At 70.4% G+C, this 17,705-nt stretch carries 13 protein-coding genes; 6 read left to right on the top strand and 7 right to left on the bottom strand.

Annotated features, from left to right (window positions below):
* Positions 1-9: 9 nt before the first annotated feature.
* The 6 genes from yjfF to araD1 all read right to left on the bottom strand — a co-directional run bounded on the left by yjfF (position 10) and on the right by araD1 (position 7,161).
* Positions 10-1,035: a galactofuranose ABC transporter, permease protein YjfF gene (gene yjfF / locus FHR66_RS04030; RefSeq protein WP_160964402.1), complete on the bottom strand. Its 1,026-nt coding sequence runs from the start codon at positions 1,033-1,035 to the stop codon at positions 10-12.
* Positions 1,032-2,087 (bottom strand): ABC transporter permease, encoded by a 1,056-nt coding sequence (locus tag FHR66_RS04025; protein WP_160964401.1) that lies wholly within the window; start codon positions 2,085-2,087, stop codon positions 1,032-1,034. The genes yjfF and FHR66_RS04025 overlap by 4 nt, the downstream gene beginning before the upstream one ends.
* Entirely contained in the window at positions 2,084-3,595 is a 1,512-nt protein-coding gene (locus FHR66_RS04020; RefSeq protein ID WP_160964400.1) for a sugar ABC transporter ATP-binding protein, read from the bottom strand. The genes FHR66_RS04025 and FHR66_RS04020 overlap by 4 nt, the downstream gene beginning before the upstream one ends.
* Before the next feature lie 10 nt (positions 3,596-3,605).
* A complete protein-coding gene (locus tag FHR66_RS04015) occupies positions 3,606-4,598 on the bottom strand; it encodes an ABC transporter substrate-binding protein (RefSeq protein ID WP_160964399.1) in 993 nt (330 codons plus the stop codon).
* A gap of 97 nt (positions 4,599-4,695) precedes the next feature.
* A complete protein-coding gene (locus FHR66_RS04010) occupies positions 4,696-6,135 on the bottom strand; it encodes an aldehyde dehydrogenase family protein (protein ID WP_160964398.1) in 1,440 nt (479 codons plus the stop codon).
* An 18-nt stretch (positions 6,136-6,153) separates the two neighbouring features.
* Complete coding sequence (araD1, locus tag FHR66_RS04005; RefSeq protein WP_160964397.1) at positions 6,154-7,161, bottom strand: AraD1 family protein; 1,008 nt, start codon at positions 7,159-7,161, stop codon at positions 6,154-6,156.
* 152 nt (positions 7,162-7,313) lie between these two features.
* Between araD1 and FHR66_RS04000 the strand changes: the two genes are divergently transcribed.
* On the top strand, positions 7,314-8,297 hold the full coding sequence (locus FHR66_RS04000) for a LysR substrate-binding domain-containing protein (RefSeq protein ID WP_160964396.1): 984 nt from the start codon (positions 7,314-7,316) through the stop codon (positions 8,295-8,297).
* 174 nt (positions 8,298-8,471) lie between these two features.
* Here FHR66_RS04000 and FHR66_RS03995 read toward each other — a convergent pair whose 3' ends face one another.
* Positions 8,472-9,269, bottom strand: coding sequence for an SDR family NAD(P)-dependent oxidoreductase (locus FHR66_RS03995; protein WP_160964395.1), 798 nt, complete (start codon positions 9,267-9,269; stop codon positions 8,472-8,474).
* A gap of 173 nt (positions 9,270-9,442) precedes the next feature.
* Here FHR66_RS03995 and FHR66_RS03990 point away from each other — a divergent pair, with 173 nt between their 5' ends.
* From FHR66_RS03990 to FHR66_RS03970, 5 genes are all read left to right on the top strand, one after another.
* Positions 9,443-11,167 (top strand): IlvD/Edd family dehydratase, encoded by a 1,725-nt coding sequence (locus FHR66_RS03990; RefSeq protein WP_160964394.1) that lies wholly within the window; start codon positions 9,443-9,445, stop codon positions 11,165-11,167.
* 350 nt (positions 11,168-11,517) lie between these two features.
* Positions 11,518-12,042, top strand: coding sequence for an RNA polymerase sigma factor (locus FHR66_RS03985; RefSeq protein ID WP_167087356.1), 525 nt, complete (start codon positions 11,518-11,520; stop codon positions 12,040-12,042).
* A gap of 65 nt (positions 12,043-12,107) precedes the next feature.
* On the top strand, positions 12,108-13,100 hold the full coding sequence (locus FHR66_RS03980) for a FecR family protein (RefSeq protein WP_160964426.1): 993 nt from the start codon (positions 12,108-12,110) through the stop codon (positions 13,098-13,100).
* Between the two features lie 274 nt (positions 13,101-13,374).
* Complete coding sequence (locus FHR66_RS03975; protein WP_160964392.1) at positions 13,375-16,272, top strand: TonB-dependent receptor; 2,898 nt, start codon at positions 13,375-13,377, stop codon at positions 16,270-16,272.
* A gap of 118 nt (positions 16,273-16,390) precedes the next feature.
* Entirely contained in the window at positions 16,391-17,692 is a 1,302-nt protein-coding gene (locus FHR66_RS03970) for a histidine-type phosphatase (RefSeq protein WP_237475191.1), read from the top strand.
* The last annotated feature ends 13 nt before the right edge of the window (positions 17,693-17,705 follow it).

Raw genomic sequence — 17,705 nt, 5'->3', positions numbered from 1 at the left:
TGCCCTTCGTCAGGCAATGGCATCCCCAGCCGGCAGGCGCCGGGTCAGCAGCCGTTGCAACAGGCAGAACAGCAGCAGCAAACCGCCGATCACGATGCGCGTCCACCACGAGCTGAGCGTGCCGTCGAACACGATCAAGGTCTGGATCACGCCCAGGATCAGCACGCCGAACAAAGTGCCGATCACGTAGCCGCTGCCGCCGGCGAGCAGGGTGCCGCCGATCACCACCGCGGCGATGGCGTCCAGCTCCAGGCCCTGCGCATGCAGGCTGTAGCCGGACAGCATGTAGAACGTGCACACCACCCCGGCCAGCGCCGAGCAGAAGCCGCTGAAGGCGTAGACGCGCACCTGCGTCGCCTCCACCGGCAGGCCCATCAGCCGCGCCGAGGCCTCGCTGCCGCCGAGCGCGTACACGCAGCGGCCGAAGCGGGTGCACTGGGTCAGCCACATGCCCAGCGCCACCATGGCCAGCGCGATCAGCGCGCCGACCGACAGCGACGCGCCGCCGCCCAGCGGCAGCCGCGCCTGCGCGATCGCGGTGTACAGCGGGTCGGTGATCGAAATCGAGTCGACGCTGATCAGGGTGCTGGCGCCGCGCGCCAGGAACATGCCGGCCAGGGTCACCACGAACGGCTGCAGGCGGTAGCGCTGGATCAGCAGGCCCATGGTGGCGCCGAAGACGCTGCCGAGCAGCAACACCAGCGGGATCGCCGCCAGCGGCGACCAGCCGTGGCGTTCGACCAGCGACGCCGACAGCACCGTGGCGAAGGCCAGCACCGCGCCCACCGACAGGTCGATCCCACCGCTGAGGATCACCAGGCTCATGCCGACCGCGGCGATGCAGAGGAAGGCGTTGTCGATCAGCAGATTGGCCAGCACCTGCGGCGCCAGGAAGCCGTCGTAGAGCACGCCGCCGGCCACGAGCATGGCCACGAACAGCGCCACGGTGATCGCCAGCGGCAGGCGTGCGCCCTGCAGCGTGCCCGCCGCCTTGCGCAGGCCGGACACGGTCGCGCGCGGCGCCGCCGCGCTCATGGCCGCACCTGCGGCGGCGAACGCCTGATCCAGTTGCGCAGGTTGGCGCGGAACACCGGCGATTGCAGCAGCATCACCGCGAACACCAGCAGCGCCTTGATCAGCATGGTGACCTGCGCCGGCACGCCGAAGGCGTAGATGGTCGCGGTCAGGGTCTGGATGATCAGCGCACCGATCACGCTGCCGGCCAGGCTGAAGCGGCCGCCATCGAGCAGCGTGCCGCCGAGGGTGACCGCCAGGATCGCGTCCAGCTCCATCAGCTGCCCGGCGTTGTTGGCGTCGGCGCTCTTGACGTTGGAGCTGATCAGCAATCCCGCAAGGCCGGCGCTGAACGCGCAGAACACGTACAGCAGCACCGCGATCAACCGCGCACGCACGCCCGCCACCCGCGCCGCCCGCGGGTTGTGGCCGATGGCGCGCACGAACAGCCCCAGCGCAGTGCGCCCCAGCAACAGCTGCAACACCACGAACACCGCAGCGACCACGAACAAGGCGAACGGCAGGCCGAGCAGGAAGCCGTTGCCGAGATAGAAGTACGGCGGGTAGTAGATGGTCAGGATCTGTCCGTCGCCGAGCAGTTGCGCGATACCGCGCCCGGCCACCATCAGGATCAGCGTGGCGATGATCGGCTGCATGCCGACCTTGACCACCAGCAGCCCGTTCCACAGCCCGCACAGCGCCGCCACCAGCAGCGGCGCCAGCAGCACCGCCCACAGCGGGAAGCGGCTGTGTTCGCCGCCACCGATCATCCAGGCCGCCACCGTCGCGGCGATCGCCACCACCGCGCCCACCGAGATGTCCAGGCCGCGCACCGCGATCACCAGGGTCATGCCCATCGCCACCAGCGCCAGCGGCGCGGCGCGGTTGCCGATGTCGACCAGGCTGCCGTACAGATGGCCGTCGCGCCATTGCAGGCTCAGGAAGCCGGGATCGAACACGCCGTTGCCGAGCAGCAGCACGGCCAGCGTCGCCAGCGGCCAGAACAGCGGGTGCGCGCGCAGCCGCGACGGCCAGCGCGGCACGGTGGCGTCGGGCGTGGCGGCGGCGCTCATGCCGCGCTCCCGGCGATCAGGTCGAAGATCGCACGCTCGCCGCAGCCGCCGGGCAGTTCGCCGACCAGACGGCGTTCGCGCAGCACCGCGATGCGGTCGGCGATGCGCGCGATCTCGGCGACTTCGGCGGAAATGAACAGCACCGCCATGCCCTCGCGGGCCAAGGCCAGGATCCGGGTCATGATGTCCTGCTTGGCGGCGATGTCGATGCCGCGGGTGGGTTCGTCGAGGATCAGCAACCGCGGCCGCGTCGCCAGCCAGCGCGCCAGCACCACCTTCTGCTGGTTGCCGCCGGACAACAGCCCCACCGGCGTGTCCAGGCTGGCGGCCTTGATGCCCAGCACGTCCACATAGCCCTGCGCGATGCGCACCTGCTCGGCCGGCGCCAGGAACCGGCGCAGGCCCATGCGCGCCTGCAAGGCCAGCACGATGTTCTCGCGCACCGACAGCTCGGCGACGATGCCCTCGGTCTTGCGTTCTTCCGGGCACAGCGCCAGGCCGTGGGCGATCGCGTCGGGCGGGCCGCGCAGGGCCACGTCGCGGCCGTCGATCGACACGCGGCCGCGATCGGCGCGGTCCAGCCCGAACAGCAGCCGCGCCAGTTCGGTGCGGCCAGCGCCGAGCAGGCCGGCCAGGCCCAGCACCTCGCCGCGGCGCAGTTGCAGATCGGTCGGGTGCAGCTGGCCGCGCCGGCCGAGGCCCTGCGCCTGCAGCAGCGGCGCCGCGTCCTCGGGCGCGGCGGCGCGCACCGCGGCGGCTGCGGCGCTGGCCGGGTCGAGCGCGCGCCCGACCATCGCCGCGACCAGTTGCGGTGCGGGTAGCGCGTCGGGCGTGTCCTCGCCGACCAGGCGGCCGTTGCGCAGCACGCTGATGCGGTCGGCCACCGCATACACCTGGTCCAGGAAATGAGTGACGAACAGGATCGCCATGCCGGCCTCGCGCAGCGCGCGCATCACCCGGAACAACTCGGCCACCTCGCCCTCGTCGAGACTGGAAGTCGGTTCGTCGAGGATCAGCACTCGCGCAGAGACGCTAACCGCACGCGCGATCGCCACCATCTGCTGCACCGCCACCGGATAGGTGCCCAGCGCGCGACGCACGTCGATGGCGATGCCCAGGCGCTGCAGCGCGGCCTCGGCATCGCGCTCGACCCGGCGCCAGTCGATGCGCCGCGGCCAGCCGCGCAGCGGATAGCGACCGGCGAACAGGTTCTCGGCCACCGACAGGTTCGGGCACAGGTTCACTTCCTGGTACACGGTGCTGATGCCGAGCCGTTGCGCCTGCTGCGGCGACGCCGGCGCGACGACAGCGCCTTCCAGCACAATGCGCCCGGCGTCGGCGGCCGTCACCCCTGTCAGCAACTTGATCAGGGTCGACTTGCCGGCGCCGTTCTGGCCCATCAGCGCGTGGATCTCGCCGCCGCGCAGGCGCAGCGCCACGTCCTCCAGCGCGGCCACGCCGGCGTAGGCCTTGCTCAGTCCCTGCGCCTCCAGCACCAGCGGATGCATGCGCGCGCCCTCAGTACTTGCGCTTGGGCAGTTCGGCCGCGGCCTGGTCCTGGGTGTACACCGACTCCTCCACCACGATGCGCTTGGGCAGGGTCTTGCCGGCCTTGAGGTCGCGGATGGCCTGCACCAGTTGCGGGCCGAGCAGCGGATTGCATTCGACGGTGACGTTGAGCTTGCCCGCCTGCATCGCCTCGAACGCGCCCTTCACCCCGTCCACCGAGATCACCAGGATGTCCTTGCCGGGCTTCAGCCCGGCTTCCTCGATCGCCTGGATCGCGCCGATCGCCATGTCGTCGTTGTGCGCATAGAGCACGTCGATGTTGCGCCCTTCCGCCTTCAGGAACGCCTCCATCACTTCCTTGCCCTTGGCACGGGTGAAGTCGCCGCTCTGCGAGCGCACGATCTGGAAGCGCGGATGCGCCGCCAGGATTTCCTTGAAGCCCTTCATGCGATCGATCGCCGGCGCCGAGCCGACGGTGCCTTGCAGCTCGACGATGCGCACCGGCTTGTCGCCGTCCTTCAACGGCGACTGCTCGACCAGCCAGCGCGCCGCCTTGCGCCCTTCCTCGACGAAATCCGAGCCGATCAGGGTGACGTACAGGCTGTCGTCGGACACCTTCACCGCGCGGTCGGTGAGCACCACCGGGATCTGCGCGGCCTTGGCCTCGCGCAGCACGGTCTCCCAGCCCGATTCCACCACCGGCGAAAACGCGATCACGTCCACGCGCTGGGCGATGAACGAACGCAGCGCCTTGATCTGGTTCTCCTGCTTCTGCTGCGCGTCGGAGAACTTCAGCTTCATGCCGGCATCGGCGACGGCCTGCTTGATCGAAGCGGTGTTGGCGGTACGCCACTCGCTCTCGGCGCCGACCTGGCTGAAACCGACGGTCAGTTGTCCGGGCGCCTTGCCCGCGTCCTTGCCGCCGCCGGAACAGGCGGCCAGCGCCATGCCCAGCAGCGCCACGATTCCCAGCGCACGCATTCCCGACTTGTGCTTCTGCATAGCCCCTCCTCGTTGATGGCACGCTGGCGGCGGACGGGCCCTGAGGCCGCGACGCACCGCCCACCCTCCCAGGCCGGCGTGCGCTGGTTCGATCAATTCATGGTGCGGATGTATAGGCGGTCTTGACCGTGGTGTAGAACTCCACCGCATACCGGCCCTGCTCGCGCGGGCCGTAGCTGGACGCCTTGCGCCCGCCGAACGGCACGTGCGGGTCGACGCCAGCGGTGGGCAGGTTGACCATCACCATGCCCGCCTGCGCGTGCCGCTTGAAATGCGTGGCGTGCTTCAGCGAGCGCGTGGCGATGCCGGCGCACAAGCCGAACTCGGTGTCGTTGGCCAGGGCCAGCGCGTGCTCGTAGTCGTCGGCCACCAGCACCGCCGCGACCGGGCCGAACACTTCCTCGCGGGCGATGCGGTGCTGCGGCTGCGCGGCGACCAGTGCCGGGCGCAGGTAGTAGCCGCGGTGCGCGCATTCCAGCGCCTCGCCGCCATACAGCAGTTCGGCGCCTTCTTCGCGGGCGATACGCAGGTAGTCGCGGTCCTGTTCGAACTGGCTGGCGCTGGCGACCGGGCCGATGTCCACGCCCGGCTCCAGCGCATGGCCGATCTTCAGCGCGGCCAGGCGCGTACGCACACGCGCGACGAATTCATCGTGCACCGCGCGTTCGACGATCAACCGGCTCGAGGCGGTGCAGCGCTGGCCGGTGGAGAAGTACGCGCCGTTGACCGCGATCTCCACCGCCAGGTCCAGGTCGGCATCGGCCAGCACCACCAGCGGATTCTTGCCGCCCATCTCCAACTGGATCTTCAGCCCGCGCTCGGCGGCCTGGCGCAGCAGCCGGTTGCCGGTGGGCACCGAGCCGGTGAAGCTCAGCGCATCGATGCCGCGCTCGGCGACCAGCGCCTGGCCGACCGTGCTGCCGCTGCCGAGCACCAGGTTGAACGCGCCGTTGGGCAGGCCCGCGCGGCTGAGGATCTCGGCCAGCGCCCAGGCGCAACCGGGCACGATCTCCGCCGGCTTGAACACGACGGTGTTGCCGTAGGCCAGCGCCGGCGCGATCTTCCACGCCGGGATCGCCAGCGGGAAATTCCACGGCGCGATGATGCCGACCGTACCGACTGGCTCGCGGGTGATTTCGACGTTGACCCCGGGCCGGGTGGAGGCCAGCGTCTCGCCGGGAATGCGCAAGGCCTCGCCGGCGAAGAACTTGAAGATCTGCCCGGCGCGCGCCGCCTCGCCGATGCTCTCCGGCAGGGTCTTGCCCTCTTCCGATGCCAGCAGCGCGCCCAGTTCCTGCTTGCGCGCCAGGATCTCGCTGCCGACCGCATCCAGCGCGTCGGCGCGCTGCTGCGGCGTAGTCGCGGCCCAGGCCGACTGCGCTGCGTTGGCCGCGGCGATCGCCTCGCGCACCGTGGCCGCATCGACATTGCCGGCCTCGCCGACCGGTGCCGACAGGTCGGACGGATTCTCGTCGGGGGCGATCGCATCGCCGGCCACCCAGCGGCCGTCGATGTAGCTCTGGAAACGTCGGGTCATGTCTACCTCCGTGCGGTTCTACAGCGCGCGCACGCCGCCCAGGGCGAATCCGCTCTCGACGCGCTGCAAGGGATTGACCAGCGCCGCGCCGAACTCGGGCAGTTCGATCTCGAAGCGGTCGCCGGGCTGTGCCTGCACGCCGTCGGCGAAGCTCAGCGTGGCGGTGCCGAAGAAATGCAGGTGCACGTCGCCGGGCACGCGGTGCGCGGCGTACTTGAAATGGTGGTATTCGAGATTGGCCAGCGAGTGGCACATGTTGGCCTCGCCGGTGACGAAGGGCTTTTCCCAGATCACCGCATCGCCGCGGCGGATGCGGCTGTGGCCGCGCAGGTCGCGCGGCAGGTCGCCGCTGCGCAGTTCCGGGCCGACCGCGCAGGCGCGCAGCTTGGAATGGGCCAGGTACAGGTAGTTCTGGCGCTCGGTGACGTGGTCGGAGAATTCGTTGCCTAGCGCAAAGCCGAGCCGGTACGGCACGCCGTCGGCGCCGATCACGTACAGCCCGACCAACTCCGGTTCCTCGCCGCCGTCCAGGGCGAAGTCCGGGGACGGCAGCGGCGCGCCCGGCGCGACCAGATTGCTGCCGTCGCCCTTGTAGAACCATTCCGGCTGCGCGCCGGGCTGGCCGTCGCGCGGGATGCCACCTTCCACGCCAAGCTGGAAGATCTTCATCGAATCGGTGAGCGTGCCCTGCTCGGCCTGCTGCTGCAGGTTCTGGTGCATGGCATCGCGGGTCGCGGCGCTGCCCAGGTGGGTCAGGCCGGTGCCGGTGACGCGGCAATGCGCCGGGTCCGGATGGGTCAGCGGCGGCAGCACCCGGCCGGCGGCCAGCAGCGCGGCATAGTCGAGCACACGCTCGCCGCGCAGGAGCTGCGCCTGCGCGTCCAGGCGGTTGCCGGCGGCCAGCGCCACGTTGGCCAGCGCGTAGGTCGAATCCACCTCGCGCAACAGCCGCACCTGGCGGCCGTCGTCCTCCACCACGCCGACGCCGGGGGTCCCTGCGTCATCGAGCAACTGGATCAATCGCATGAATCGGTCGCCTGTCGGAATGCGGGCGCGCAGCGAGCGGCGCGGGACACGCGCGACGCGATGCACCGGTCCTATTCTGGCCGGACGACCTATATGCAACAAATATCGGTTTTGGCTTAACGTATACGAACATTCGTATCTTTGTGAGCGCCATGCCCGCCGCCCCGCCCTGGTTCGTCCGCGCCCGCCTGAAGACCCGGCAATTGATGCTGCTGCTGGCAATCGAGGAGGAAGGCAACATCCACCGCGCCGCCGAGACCTTGAACATGTCGCAGCCGGCCGCCTCCAAGCTGCTCAAGGACCTGGAGGACATGCTGGCGGTGCCGCTGTTCGAGCGCCTGCCGCGCGGCATGCGTGCGACCTGGTACGGCGAGGCGATGATCCGCCACGCGCGCATCGCCCTGGCCAGCCTCGGCGAGGCCGGCGCCGAGATCGAGGCGCTGAAGGCCGGCTATGCCGGCAGCGTCGCCGTCGGCGCGATCGCCGGCCCGGCGATGAGCCTGCTGCCGTCGGCCCTGGCCCAGGTCGGCGCGCAGCATCCGCTGCTGCGGGTGAGCCTGCGCGTGGACGGCAGCGACGTGCTGCTGGAGCAACTGGCGCAAAACAAGCTCGACATCGTGGTGGCGCGGCTGTTCGCGCGGCACGACAAGCGCCACCTGCACTACCAGGCGCTGGCCGAGGAAAAGGTCTGCGCCATCGCCCGCCCCGGCCATCCGCTGCTGGCGGCGCCGGCGCCGACACTGGCCGTGCTGGCCGAGGCACCGTGGATCGTGCCGCCGGACGGCAGCGTGCTGCGCCACCGCTTCGAACTGATGTTCCAGAACGCCGGGCTGGAGGCGCCCAAGCGGGTGATCGAGACCTCGGCGCTGGTGGTGCTGCCGCAGCTGCTGCGGCATGGCGACGCGCTCGCAGTGGTCCCGGAGGACGTGGCCCGGCATTTCGCCGACCACGGCAGCGTGGCGATCGTGCCGGTGGCGCTGTCCTGCCGCATGGACGCCTTCGGCCTGATCACCCGCCGCGACTGGCTGCTGTCGCCCGGCGCGCGGATCGTGCTGCAGGCGCTGCAGGAGGCGGCCGCCACGGTCTACGGCGTCGCCGTGGCAGCGACCGCGCCGTCGCTGACTGCGGACAGCTGATCGCGTCGGGACTGAAGTCCCTCCCACAACGCGCCTCCCAGCAGCAGCGCCAGGCTGTTTGTGGGAGGGGCTTCAGCCCCGACGCGCGAAGCGGGACACCTCCTCCGCTATGGCCCTGTCCGAGCCGACGCCACCCCGCAGGGCATCCCTACACCGCCCGCCGCCGGACCTGGCTCAGGTCCAGCCGCCATCCACCACGAACTCCTGCGCGGTGATCGCGCGCGCCTCGTCCGAGGCCAGGAACAGCGCCATGCGCGCGATGTCCTCCGGCATCACCTTGTCCGGCAGGCACTGGTTGCGCGCCAGTTCGCGCTCGCCGGCCTCGTCCAGCCACAGGGTGACCTGGCGCTCGGTCATCACCCAGCCCGGGGTCAGCACGTTGATGCGGATCCGCGCCGCGCCCAGGTCGCGGGCCAGGCCGCGGGTCAGGCCGTTCACCGAGGACTTGGCGGTGGCATAGACCGGATAGCCGCCGGTCTTGCTCTGCCAGCCGGTGGAGCCCAGGTTGACGATGGAACCGCCCCCCAGCCGCTGCATGCCCGGCACCACCGCCTGGATCGCGAAGAACGCCGCACGCTGGTTGATCGACACGCAGCGCTCCCAGTACTCCGGCGTCACCGCCTCCAGCGCATGGCGGTCGTCGCTGCCGACGTTGTTGAGCAGCACGTGGAAGTCGCCCAGTTCGGCCGCCGCCGCGCCGATCGCCGCCTGCAGCGCGGCCACGTCGGTGACGTCGCAGCGGCGCCACCAGGGCGCGGTCAGGCCCGCCGCGGCTAGCCGCTCAGCCAGCGCGGCGCTGGCCTCGGCCGCGACGTCGACGAAGGCCACCTGTGCACCCTGCGCGGCGAAGGCCTCGACCAGCGCGGCGCCGATGCCGGAGCCGCCGCCGGTGATGAAGACGCGGCGGCCGCGCAGGCTACCGTAGGTTGCGTTGCCGAGGGAGGAAGGCGCCGCGCTTGCCGAGTTGTCCATGCCGTTTCGCTCTAGGTGGATAGGATTTCGATATATGAAAACAAATATCCATTCGAAGATATTTGCTATTTTTCACGTATCAATATGCCCGCTAGCATCGCCGACGTAAAGCATCCGGGGGCGGCTTGCGCGCAGGCGGATCCCGGCGTCCTGGACACGAGGAATCCGCCGACATGGGCTCACCCAGCAAACCGCCGCGCCGCAGCCAGGCGTGGTTCGGGCGCGAAGGCAAGCAGGGCTTCTACTACCGCAGCTGGCTCAAGAGCGCCGGGCATCCGCACGACATGTTCGATGGCCGCCCGGTGATCGGCATCTGCAACACCTGGTCGGAACTGACCCCGTGCAATGGCCATCTGCGCGAACTGGCCGAGCACGTCAAAAAAGGCGTGTACGAGGCCGGCGGGTTCCCGCTGGAGTTCCCGGTGATGTCGCTGGGCGAAACGCAGATGCGCCCCACCGCGATGCTGTTCCGCAACCTGGCCAGCATGGACGTGGAAGAATCGATTCGCGCCAATCCGCTGGATGGCGTGGTGCTGCTGATGGGCTGCGACAAGACCACCCCGTCCTTGCTGATGGGCGCGGCCAGCGTGGACCTGCCGACCATCGGCGTGTCCGGCGGGCCGTCGCTGTCGGGCAACTGGCGCGGGCAACCGCTCGGCTCGGGCACCGGCGTGATCGAGATGTCGGAGATGGTTCGCGCCGGCACCCTGAGCCAGGACGACTTCGTCGAGGCCGAGGCCTGCATGCAGCGCTCCAAGGGCAGCTGCATGACCATGGGTACCGCGTCGACCATGGCCAGCATGGTCGAGGCGCTGGGCATGTCGCTGCCGGAGAACGCGGCGATCCCGGCCGTGGACGCGCGTCGCGCGCGGCTGGCGCGGCTCAGCGGGCGACGCATCGTGCAGATGGTGGAAGAGGACCTGCGCATGTCGCAGGTGCTGACCGCCGACGCCTTCGCCAACGCGATCAAGGTCAATGCGGCGATCGGCGGCTCCACCAATGCGGTACTGCACCTGCTCGCCCTGGCCGGCCGCGTGGGCGTGCCGCTGCAGCTGGACGACTGGGACCGGCTCGGCTCGCGGCTGCCGTGCCTGGTGAACCTCAAACCGTCCGGCCAGTACCTGATGGAAGACTTCTACTATGCCGGCGGACTGCCGGCGGTGATGCGCGAGCTCGGCAGCGAACTGGCGCTGGACGCACGCACCGTCAACGGCCGCACCGTGGGCGAGAACGTGGCGCAGGCGCCGTGCTGGAACCGCGAGGTGATCCATCCGCTGGACGCACCGGTCCGCGCAGAGGCCGGCATCGCCGTGCTGCGCGGCAACCTGGCGCCTGACGGCGCGGTGATCAAGCCCTCGGCCGCGTCCCCGCACCTGCTGCGGCACCGCGGGCGCGCGGTGGTGTTCGAGAGCATCGAGGATTTCAAGGCGCGCATCGACGACGAGGCGCTGGACATCGACGCCGACTGCATCATGGTGCTCAAGCATTGCGGCCCGCGCGGCTACCCGGGCATGGCCGAAGTCGGCAACATGCCGCTGCCGCCGAAGCTGCTGCGCGCCGGCATCACCGACATGGTGCGCATCTCCGACGCACGCATGAGTGGCACTGCCTACGGCACCGTAGTGCTGCACGCCTCGCCCGAAGCCGCCGCCGGCGGCACCCTGGCGCTGGTGCGCGACGGCGACATCATCGAACTCGACGTCCCCGGCCGCGCGCTGCACCTTGAAGTCAGCGACGAGGAACTGCTGCGCCGGCGCAGCGAATGGACGCCGCCGCCGGCGCCGACGCGCGGCTGGAGCAAGCTCTACGTGGAGCACGTGCAGCAGGCGCACCTGGGCGCGGACCTGGACTTCCTGGTCGGTAGCAGCGGCGATGCGGTGGCGCGCGATTCGCATTAGCGCCCGCAGCGAGATGCTTCCACGACTTTCGTAGGAGCGGCTTCAGCCGCGACAGGCGTTCCCGATAGCCCACGTCGCGACTGCAGGCCACTTCCAACCGTCGCATTCGCCACGCATCACCGTGATGTCGTAGGAGCGGCTTCAGCCGCGACAGGCGCCACCGGTAACGCGTGGTCGCGGCTGAAGCCGCTCCTACAGATGCCGCTTTTCTGAAGATTGGAAGCCGCGCGACGTCACCCGCACGCGTCGCGAAGCAGGCCGCCTTCTTCCACGCGCATCGCACCCCACGTCACCGAACCGTCATCAGCAGCTTCTAGCCTGCGCCGCACCCAAGGAACAAGGCAGGCTCGGTGGCGGCTCACCCCAAACGCGCATGGGCGCGCATGTTCGCCGAACACGGCCCGGTGCTGCGCGGCTTCTTCGTGCGCCGTGGCGCGCGCGAAGACGCCGAGGACATGGTGCAGGAGACCTATCTGCGGCTGCTGCGCGCGCATCGGCAGCAGGGCGAGGCCATCGCCAATCCCGAAGCCTATCTGTACACCGTCGCGCAGAACCTGGCGCGCGAACAGGCCGCGCGCCGCCGCCAGGCGCCGCTGCGCATCGACGAGATGGAGCAGTTCTCGCAATTGCTGGCAGCGGGAGACGACGTGGAAGACAGCGCACATCAGCGGCAGCGCCAGCAGCACCTGCAGGCCCTGCTCGCCGACCTGCCCGCGCGCACCCGTGCGGTGCTGGTGATGCAGTACCGCGACGGGCTGAGCTACAAGCAGATCGCCGAACGCATGGGCGTGTCGCCGCACATGGTCAAGAAGCACGTGGTGCGCGGCCTGTCGGCCTGCCGCCGCGCGCTGGCCGACAGCGGAGACCGCTGGTGAACGACAGCGCCTTCTCGTCGCGCAGCGCCATCGCCGAGGCCGCGCACTGGCATGCGGTGCAGCGCATGCAGCCGCTGGATGCGAAACAGGAACAGCAGTTGCTGGACTGGTTGACCGCCTCGCCGCAGCACCTGCGCGAGTATCTGGCGATGCAGCGCGTGGCCGGCGAACTCGGCGAGGCGCTGCGCGGCATGGACCTGGACGTGGACGCCTTGCTCGCCAGCGACGACGCCGCCGCCGCAACCGGCAACGTGATCGCCCTGCCGTTGCCGCGGCGCGCGACAGCGGCAACGCCGGCGCGCGCCGCGCGCACGAACGCGGCGCCACGCTGGCGCTTGGCCGCAGCCGCCGCGGTGTGCGCGGTCGCGGTGCTGGTCGGCTGGAACTGGCCGACCGCCCAGACCTACCGCACCGCGCTCGGCGAACAACGCAGCGTGCAACTGGCCGACGGCAGCACGGTGCGGCTCAACGCGCAGACCCAGGTACGCGCCACGCTGACGCCCTGGAGCCGGACGCTGCAGTTGCTGCAGGGCCAGGCCAGTTTCGTGGTCGCCCCCGACCGGCGCCCGCTGCAGGTGCAGGCCGGCGGCCTGCGCGTGGAAGACATCGGCACCACCTTCGACATCGCCCTGCACCAGGATCAGGCACGCATCGAGGTCTCGGCCGGCCGCGTGCACGTGTGGCGCCAGGACCAGCCGCAGCAGCCGATGCTGGCCGATCTCGGCGCCGGCCAGAGCGCGCGCATCGACACCGCCGATGGCCGGGTCGAACTGGGCAACGAGGACGTCGCGGCCATGCATGCCTGGTGGCAACGCCGCATCGTGTTCCGCGACGAACCGCTGGCCAACGTCGCCGAGGACTTCAACCGGCTCAACCGCACCCGCCTGCTGATCGACGACGCCGACGCCGGGGCGATGCGGCTGACCGGCAATCTGCGTGGCGACGACGTCGCCGCATTGCGCGCGTTCCTGGATGCGCAGCCGACCTTGCAGGTGCGCACCAGCGCCAACGGTATCCACGTGCGCAGCCGCCCCCAAACGCAAGCACGCCTGCAGTAGCGCGGCAGGTGCGTGGCGCGCACTGCGCAGCGCACGCATCGTCCAGACCAGACGGCCGGCGCGCAGTCGCGTGCCATCAACGCGTCACACGCAGCGTGCACGCACGCGTTCGTGCGCGCACGCGACGCCAGCACTCCCCGCACGTGTCACAGAAAATTCATCGAAAAACGGTGCCCGATCTTCGCCGTCGTACCTCGTAGTCCAGGGACAGCGCAGGCAACCGCCCACTGGCGATGCCGCGCGCACCACCACCCCGCTCTCTCAGGACCCGACGATGCGCCGCACCCTGTTCCTTTCCATCGCCCTCGCCCTGCATGCCGGCGCCGCCGGCGCGCAGACCGCACCCGTCGCGGTCGATGCGATTCCCGCGCAACCGCTGGCGCGTGCGCTCAATGTCCTGTCGCGGCAGACCGGCCTGCAGTTCGTCTATGCCGCCGGCAGCACCGGCAACCCGCAGACCCATGGCAGCAGCGCCGGCGTGGCGCCGGAGCAGGCGCTGCAGCAACTGCTCGACGGCACCGGCCTGCGCTACCGCTTCCTGACGCCGACCACGGTGACGATCGAGGCAGCGAGCGCGCCGGCCGAAACCGCCGCTACCGTACCGGCGACGATGACCGCCGTCCCAGCGCCGGCACCGACAACGCCTGCGGATGCACCGGTCAAGCAACTGGACGGCATCCAGGTGCTCGGCAGCTACGCCGGCAGCCTCAGCGCCGCGCTGCGCGAGAAGCGCTACGCCGACAGCGTGGTCGACGTGATCGCCGCCGAGGACATCGGCAAGCTGCCGGCGCAGAACGTGGCCGAAGCGCTGCAGCGCGTGCCCGGCGTGTCGATCGTGCGCGACCGCGGCGAAGGCGTGTACGTGCGCGTGCGCGGCCTCGGCCCCAACTTCCAGGTGACCACGCTCAACGGCCAGACCATGGCGGTCAACGAAAACGTGCGCACCTCCGGCCAGACCGGACGCCAGTTCCGCTACGACACCCTGCCGGCGGAACTGGTCGCCGGCCTGGAGGTGATCAAGAGCCCCACCGCCGACCTGGACGAAGGCGCGATCGGCGGCATCGTCAACGTGCGCACTTTTCGCCCGCTGGAACTGGGCAAACCCCTGACCAACGTGTCGCTGGAATCGAGTCAGGCGCAGCGCACCCACGCCAACGATCCGCGCGTATCCGGACTGTTCAACTGGGTCAATGCCGACGGCACCTTCGGCCTGCTGCTTTCCGGCGCCTACGCGCAGCGCAGCCTGCGCCAGGACCGGGTCAACGAAGTGAGCTGGGACTACTACCGCGACGGCGTGCCGGGCGTGCCCGGCGCCAACTATGTGGCCACCGGCCTGCGTCCGACGCTGGAACTGGAGCAGCGCGAGCGCACCGGCATCGCCGCCTCGCTGCAATGGAAGCCGAGCGCGGCCTGGGAAACCAACCTGGACCTGCTCTACGCCAAGCAGACCGTGCACTACGACGAATACAGCCTGGGCGTGGGCTTCGACAGCTTGGCCAAGCTCAGCAACCTGCGCGTGGCGCACGGCGGCGTCGCCGGCTTCGACTACCGCAACGGCCAGGTGCAGATCTCGCGCGAGACCTCCGGCATCACCGACGACAACCGCAGCGCGCGCCTGTCCAGCACCTGGAGCGGCGATGCGTGGACGCTGGGTGCGGTGGCGTTCCACTCGCAAGCGCATAGTTACGACTCCGATCCGATCCGGCGCACGCGCCTGCGCAGCGGCACCAACCTGTCGATGCGCGTGGACATGCCGCAGGCCGATGGTGATGACGTACCCGATTGGCGCTTCACCAACGGCTTCGATCCGACCAACCCGGCCAGCGTGGCCGGCCGACGCCTGGAATGGCGCGAGATCGACGCGCGCGACAAGGAGGACGCGCTGCAGTTCGACGCCAAGCGCGCGCTCGGCGACGGCTTCTTCCGCGAGCTCAAGTTCGGCGCCAAGTACCGGCAGCGCTCGCGCACCTACGATCGCGCCGACCTGCTGCTGACCAGCATCGCCGGCGTGCGCTTCCCGGCCGGCAACTTCACCGCGCTGCCGGTGGACGACATGCTCGCCGACGCCAACGGCAACCTGCCGCGGCACTGGCTGGCGCCGATCGAATCGACCTTCTTCGGCACCTGGCCGACCGCCGCGGATCTGGTCAACACGCCCAACAGCGCCGACCTGCAGAACTCCTACGAGGTGAAGGAAAAGATCGGCTCGGCCTACGCGATGGCCGACTTCGGCAGCCAACTGGCCGGACGCGAACTGCGCGGCAACCTCGGCGTGCGCCTGGTGCGCACCGAGCAGACCACCGACGGCCACGCCGACGTCGACGGCAGCGCGCAACCGGTGCACTTCGCGCGAAGCTACAGCAACGCGCTGCCCTCGTTCAATGCCGCCTGGGACGTGCGCGACGACATGGTGCTGCGCAGCTCCGCGGCCAAGGTCATCACCCGCCCGGACCTCACCGACCTGTCGTCCAAGCTCACCTTCAACTCCAGCGGCGAAATCCTCACCGCCAGCGGCGGCAATCCGTCGTTGTGCCCGTTCGAGGCCTGGCAGTACGACCTGACCTTCGAGTGGTACATCGACGGCACCTCGGCGCTGACCGGCGGCGTGTTCTACAAGGACATCTCGCGCTTCATCCAGACCCAGCTGTCGAACCTGCAGTACCAGGGCCAGACCTACCTGCTCTCGTCCAAGACCAACGGCAGCCAGGCCAGCGTCAAGGGCGTGGAAGTGGCCTACCAGCAGGTCTTCGCCGGCCTGCCGGCGCCGCTGGACGGGCTGGGCATGCAGCTCAACTACACCTGGACCGACAGCGAGGCCACCTACCGCGACGGCAGCCGCAGCTTCACCGACAGCCTCGAAGGCGTGGCCAAGAACACCTACAACGCGGTGCTGTTCTACGAGAAGGGGCCGCTGATGGCGCGGGTGAGCTACGGCTGGAGCGACGACATCGTCAATGCGGTCGGCACCGCCAACGTCGCCACGCTCAACAGCGACAGGTTCGGCAGCCTCGATGCGAACGTGGCCTGGAAGGTCAACGACACCCTGTCGGTGTTCGTCAACGCGATCAATCTCACCGGCGCCGTGCAGCGCCAGTACGTCGGCGACCGCCTGTTCGGCGGCTACACCGATTACGGCCGCACCTGGTCGGTCGGCCTGCGCGCACGTTTCTGATCCGTCGCGCTGCCGCCCACGCGCGGCAGCCAGCCGGCGCCCGCTGCCTGCATGGCCGCGGGCGCGGCCACCGCCGCGCACCGCCGCGCGACGCACCGCCTCTGCCTGGAGCTTGCCGATGCCATCGCTGTCGCACCTCGCCGCCCTCGCGCTGTTCTTGCTCGCGCCGCTGGCCTGCGCCGCGGCACCCACGCAACCGACCGCGACAGAGACGCTGGAAAAAGTCGTCATCCTCAAGCGCCACGGCGTGCGCGCGGCGATGTCCAGCGCGGAACAACTGGAGCGCTACTCGGCGCGCCCGTGGCCGCGCTTCGACGTCCCCGCCGGGCATCTCACCGCGAACGGCGCGGCACTGGAACGGCTGTTCGGCACCTACTACCGCGCGCATTACGCATCGCTGGGGCTGTTCGCCGGCGACGGCTGCGCGGCCGCTTACTACTGGGCCAACCGCACCCAGCGTACGCTCGCCTCGGCACAGGCACTGGCCAGCACGCTGACACCGGGCTGCGCCAACCCGGTGCACAGCGTCGCCGACGGCGCCTCCGATCCGCTGTTCGACGGCGCGCCCGCGCTGCACGGTCCTGCCGCGGTGGCGCAGATGCGCGCGGCCATCGCCGGCCGCATCGGCGGCGATGCGCAGGCCTGGAACGCGGCCCAGGCCGACGCCATCGACAGCCTGCAACAACTGCTGCTGCAGTGCACGCAACGGCCCTGCCCGGCCGACGCCGGCAACGGCAAGCAGCGCCTGGACGCGGTACCGGCGCGGCTGGCCGACGCCGGCGAATCCATCCCCGGCATCGAAGGCCCGGCCGCGGCCGCCTCCGGCCTCAGCGAAAGCCTGCTGATGGCCTGGGCCGACGGCCAGGACTTCGCCGCGCTGGGCTGGCGCGGCGTCGACGCCGCCAGCCTGTTGCGCGCCTTCGCTCCGCACCAGGCCGAGTTCGCCCTGCGCCTGCGCGCGCCGGCGGTGGCGCGCATGGCGGCCTCACCGCTGGCGGCGCGGCTGCTGGCCACGTTGCTGGAAGGCAGCGGCCAGGCCACGCACGCCGCACCGATCGGCGGCGCGGCGCGGCTGGTGGTGCTGTCCGGCCACGACGGCACCCTGACCCTGCTGGCCGGCATGCTCGACCTGCACTGGCAGCTGCCCGGCTACCAGCCCGACCAGACCGTGCCCGGCGGCGCGCTGGTGTTCGAGCGCTGGCGCCGCGCCGACGGCGAGCGAGTGATCCGCCTGCGCTACACCGCGCAGAGCCTGGCGCAACTGCGCGAACGCCGCGCGCTGACCGTGCAGGCGCCGCCGTTGGCATCGGCGGTGTTCATCCCGCAGTGCAGCCGCGTCGATGCCACGTACGACTGCCCGCTGCCGGCCTTCGCCGCCGCGGTCGAGGCCGCACTCGATCCGCAGTTCCTGACCCCATGACGCCACGTGCGCC

This window comes from Xanthomonas sp. F4, from assembly GCF_011761895.1.
Note: the sequence above shows the minus strand (reverse complement) of the source record. Positions and strands in the feature narration are given on the sequence as shown.

Bases quoted from the DNA above. Each gene is read 5' to 3' on its own strand.
- FHR66_RS03990 (WP_160964394.1), top strand. From the start codon at position 9,443: ATGGGCTCACCCAGCAAACCGCCGCGCCGCAGCCAGGCGTGGTTCGGG.
- FHR66_RS03980 (WP_160964426.1), top strand. From the start codon at position 12,108: ATGCAGCCGCTGGATGCGAAACAGGAACAGCAGTTGCTGGACTGGTTG.
- FHR66_RS03995 (WP_160964395.1), bottom strand. From the start codon at position 9,269: ATGGACAACTCGGCAAGCGCGGCGCCTTCCTCCCTCGGCAACGCAACC.
- FHR66_RS04025 (WP_160964401.1), bottom strand. From the start codon at position 2,087: ATGAGCGCCGCCGCCACGCCCGACGCCACCGTGCCGCGCTGGCCGTCG.
- FHR66_RS04020 (WP_160964400.1), bottom strand. From the start codon at position 3,595: ATGCATCCGCTGGTGCTGGAGGCGCAGGGACTGAGCAAGGCCTACGCC.
- FHR66_RS04015 (WP_160964399.1), bottom strand. From the start codon at position 4,598: ATGCAGAAGCACAAGTCGGGAATGCGTGCGCTGGGAATCGTGGCGCTG.
- FHR66_RS03975 (WP_160964392.1), top strand. From the start codon at position 13,375: ATGCGCCGCACCCTGTTCCTTTCCATCGCCCTCGCCCTGCATGCCGGC.
- araD1 (WP_160964397.1), bottom strand. From the start codon at position 7,161: ATGCGATTGATCCAGTTGCTCGATGACGCAGGGACCCCCGGCGTCGGC.
- FHR66_RS04000 (WP_160964396.1), top strand. From the start codon at position 7,314: ATGCCCGCCGCCCCGCCCTGGTTCGTCCGCGCCCGCCTGAAGACCCGG.
- FHR66_RS03970 (WP_237475191.1), top strand. From the start codon at position 16,391: ATGCCATCGCTGTCGCACCTCGCCGCCCTCGCGCTGTTCTTGCTCGCG.
- FHR66_RS04010 (WP_160964398.1), bottom strand. From the start codon at position 6,135: ATGACCCGACGTTTCCAGAGCTACATCGACGGCCGCTGGGTGGCCGGC.
- yjfF (WP_160964402.1), bottom strand. From the start codon at position 1,035: ATGAGCGCGGCGGCGCCGCGCGCGACCGTGTCCGGCCTGCGCAAGGCG.